Genomic DNA, 3,877 nt, shown 5'->3' with positions numbered 1-3,877 from the left:
TACACCATAGTTCCAGAATTAGAGTGAAATGGGAAAGTTATTTTTAGACAATTCCAAACAGTGATATCTCGATCCCAAAGCGAAATGCAGCAATCTACGCAAGCAACAGTAACGCCTCCAAGACCAGCACCAATACCCATGCCAATTAATGGACCAACAGAGCCGCTGAAGCCGCTTGCAGCAGAACCAACAATGGCGCCGCCACCGGAACAGATGAACTCGGTAGCCAAGGCAAACCCACAGACACCTGGTTTGATTCCATGACAATGACGTGGAGAACCCGATGATCGTTGGGACAGTTGCGGCTGTGTTGTCACCGGTGAGCCCATAGCATTAGAGATAGTCATATATCTTGTATCCCTGGAATATTCGTTAACTTCACCCGGGGCTGTCTGTCAGCATTCACATCCTTTGACTAACAGGCGGATGACACCCCACCTGCCTGGCCCGACCGCTACGCGGTTAATAGTAGGGAATTACTTCTGCAAGACGCGCATACCCGAGCGCAGTATCCCCTTGCCATTAGCGAGGAAAACCTTATTCAACCATCTGTTCTACTTTTCAGATTGCTTCGGCTTACTCAGAAGCTCGAACAGAAAACTGAGGTAAATTCAGGTTTTACTTTCTTAATTCAGGTTTTACTTTCTTTCTGTCCTGGCAGCGTAATCGCCAAGAAAACCCAAGGTAGGAAGATTCTAGTGCTTCAGGATTTTTTTGGTTTGAAAAACAACAAGAATTTACCATTTATTTACAGGCCACAGAGTCATAGAGGAAAAGATTTTTTTCTTTTCTCCGTGTTTCTGTGGCAAGGTTTTTTCTTGACAGGGTCACGTCGGAAATGTGGAAGTTATTTCGGGAAAGTTCCTTAAGGTCTATTGACGTTTCGCTGCACGTTCAGCTGATTGTCCATCTTGTTGGTCAAGCTCTTTTTGGTCCATAGTTAGCCAAATTGTCAAGATTCAGGCTTGCACAGTGAGGCCCGTGCACTATTTTTTAATAAGGTTTTTGGCCTTTTCCGTCAGGTGGTCAGTCCGGGAGATCCCCGGCAGCGCCAGTAACGGATGGGAACAGTAAGCGATTGTGTCGTATATCCTGCTACAGACATTGGGCGCAGGCTGACATCACTCATGAGGGTAACCATGGCTATTATTTCACCTGATTTTACCTTCTCACACCAGCAGCTGACCGGTCTTGATCTGAATGCTTTTGCGCCTTCTTTCGCCAATCTGGTCGCTGACCCCTATGTCAGTGGTGACTACCGTTTTCGCCGCTACTCCCAGTTCATCGGGCCTGCAGATCGTCTGGAAAGATTACCCCACGATGACTTTGTCCAGTCCCGCTCGGTCAATTACCTCAGTGGTGATATTCTGCGGGAATTCGCTGAAATTGAACCGGCTTTGGCGGAGCTACCGGAATTTCAGTCGCTGTTCCGGCAGTTAAACGGCTTTTTCGGCCTTAATCCGGCGCGTGTCGTTTATGGCGTACATCAAATCCGTATCACCTGTTCCGGCTCAGATCACGGCCTGCCTGTTCCGGAGGGTATCCACCAGGACGGCTTCGACCTGATCGCCATTGTGTGCGTTGCCCGTAACAACGTGCAGGGCGCAGAAACCGGTATTTTTTATCATCCGGAACAACAGCCTGCCTACAGCGCCACGTTGTCGCCCGGAGATATTCTTTACTGCAATGATCGACGGGTCTATCACTACACCTCTGAGATTCAGGTCAGCAGTGGTCATGTCTCTGGCCATCGGGATGTTTTCGTTATTACAGTAACCCTGCAGGATGAACAGTGACAAAACAGCATACCTCAACCGACCTCCAGCGCATCCGAGAGCAATTTCCGGCCCTTGGGCGACTCGAGGGAAAAGAGAAGGCCATCTTCTCCGATTCGCCGGGAGGTACTCAGGTACCGATATCAGTCATCGATGCCATGTCGGATTACCAACAAGCGGGCTCTGCCAATCTGGGTGGTTTTTTTGCCACCAGCGAAGAAACCATGGCACTGGTTGAGCAGGCAAGGGAAGCTGCGGGGCAATTACTGAATGCCCCTGCCGACGGTATTGTCTTTGGTAGCAATATGACCTCCCTGACTTTGGCACTGAGCAGGGCGATTGCCAACACCTGGCAAACAGGTGATGAGATTATTGTCTCTTCCCTGGATCATGACGCCAATATCACCCCCTGGGTGCTGGCGGCAAAGGAACGCGGCTGTGCGGTCCGGACGATGGATTTTACCGCCAGTCAAAATCTCAGCGTCACGGAGCTTGAGCGCCTGCTGTCCGGCAGAACACGACTGGTGGCGTTTACCTTGGCATCTAATGTGACCGGCAGCATCACCCCGGCAGCAGAACTGATCAAGGCGGCTCATTCCGTGAATGCCCTGGTTCATGTGGATGCCGTTCACTACACTGCCCACCGGTTACCCGATGTGCAGGCCCTTGATACCGACTTCCTGGCTTGTTCTGCCTACAAGTTTTGCGGTCCTTACCTGGGGGTATTGTATGGTCGGCCAGAACTGCTGGGTAGCCTGAAGCCCTATAAAGTCCGGGCGTCACAAGACCAGCCACCCTGGTGCTGGGAGACCGGGACACAGAATTTTACCGCCATTGCCGGATTGCTGGCCTGTATTAAATACCATGGCTGGCTGACCGGTTCTGGTCACGACCGCAAGGGATTGCAGGCCTCGGCAAACTGGATCGAGGGGCATGAACAACAGTTGTCGCAACGATTCCTTGATGGCCTCAAGGGCATGGCCGGGTTTACCTTGTACGGCCCGGATACCACGGTTGGCCGAACCCCCACATTTGCCCTGGCCCACCACCAGCACTCCTCGGCCAGGCTGGCACAACGGCTGGCCCATCATGGTATCTATACCTGGTCCGGCCATTTCTATGCACTGGACCTGCTTGACCGGCTCAACCTTCAGGAGCGGGACGGTCTGCTGCGCATAGGCTTTGTCCATTACCATACGCTGGCCGAAATCGACAGGGTCCTGAACGTTCTGGGCGATATTTCTGCAGGGGCTGTTGACGATTCATTTTGATAAAACAAACATAACTCTGGCTTAAAAGCCTGAAATATTCATGTTTGTTACACACATGCTTGTACGTGCGAAGTGAAATTCATGAGTGTACGACTGAAGCCTTATTATTGTGGTCGTGTTATTTCCAACCTTTCGGGACGGGGCCACTGAAGTTTTCGAGCCCGTTATTGCCCGCAATTCCCTCGAGTGGTTCGCAGACTGGACAAAATTGACTGATGAGTTTTCAGACCTTTCTTTGAACCTGACATTTACTAAACATGAAAGATTCATGGTTCAGGAGGTACAGTTTTCACGATTCCCTTGACCAAATTCATTTCCAGTTGTTCCCAACCGATCAAGATTGTTTTGCGCAGTGGCGTTTCCCCGGTCGGCGGCCTTGTAAAACCCGGTCAAAGCCTCATCGTAGTTTTGTTTTACACCCGGGCCATTAAGCCCAACTTGTTCTGCGCTAATGTATTTTTGATGTCGATCCCACTGACCAGCTGTGCTGCTATTTTTTCCCAACGTTATTTTTAACGCGAGGATTAAGTAGTTAACCAAATGAAATCCTATTTTATGACTAAGTGACAGCCACTCTCGGCAACTGCTCCTCCGTTGCTCTGGCTCCTGCATCCATGCAGTCGTAGGGCGTTACAACTCCGGTCACATAAGTACGGCTATGCTGCCTGCGATGCGCCTTGCATAGCAACTGTCCATTCAGACAGAAAGATACGATTCCATTTGGCCAGCTACTTAACGGGTTTTCCTGTCCAGAAAACAGCGCAGATTACTAACCGTTTACCTGAATCCGTAAGGTTTTGATTGCACCGGAAGAATTTTACCAATTTAATA

At 50.2% G+C, this 3,877-nt stretch carries 5 protein-coding genes; 2 read left to right on the top strand and 3 right to left on the bottom strand.

Going from position 1 to position 3,877, the window contains the following annotated elements:
* Both KDK14_RS12545 and KDK14_RS12540 read right to left on the bottom strand, forming a co-directional pair.
* A partial coding sequence (locus tag KDK14_RS12545; RefSeq protein WP_257265477.1) for a hypothetical protein occupies positions 1-347 on the bottom strand: 347 nt, incomplete at its 3' end.
* Between the two features lie 671 nt (positions 348-1,018).
* The gene (locus KDK14_RS12540; protein ID WP_257265476.1) at positions 1,019-1,141 is read right to left on the bottom strand and encodes a hypothetical protein; all 123 of its coding nucleotides are present in this window, start codon (positions 1,139-1,141) and stop codon (positions 1,019-1,021) included.
* Between KDK14_RS12540 and KDK14_RS12535 the strand changes: the two genes are divergently transcribed.
* On the top strand, positions 1,140-1,796 hold the full coding sequence (locus tag KDK14_RS12535; RefSeq protein WP_257265475.1) for a 2OG-Fe dioxygenase family protein: 657 nt from the start codon (positions 1,140-1,142) through the stop codon (positions 1,794-1,796). The genes KDK14_RS12540 and KDK14_RS12535 overlap by 2 nt on opposite strands.
* Complete coding sequence (locus KDK14_RS12530) at positions 1,793-3,046, top strand: cysteine desulfurase-like protein (protein WP_257265474.1); 1,254 nt, start codon at positions 1,793-1,795, stop codon at positions 3,044-3,046. The genes KDK14_RS12535 and KDK14_RS12530 overlap by 4 nt, the downstream gene beginning before the upstream one ends.
* Positions 3,047-3,319: 273 nt before the next feature.
* On the opposite strand, the gene KDK14_RS12525 is transcribed toward KDK14_RS12530, so the two are convergent.
* Entirely contained in the window at positions 3,320-3,586 is a 267-nt protein-coding gene (locus KDK14_RS12525; RefSeq protein WP_257265471.1) for a hypothetical protein, read from the bottom strand.
* Positions 3,587-3,877: the final 291 nt, after the last annotated feature.

Origin of the sequence: Endozoicomonas sp. ONNA2 (assembly GCF_024606365.1) — a bacterium.
Classification (GTDB): Bacteria; Pseudomonadota; Gammaproteobacteria; order Pseudomonadales; family Endozoicomonadaceae; genus Endozoicomonas.
This window is presented reverse-complemented; position numbering and strand designations above follow the sequence as displayed.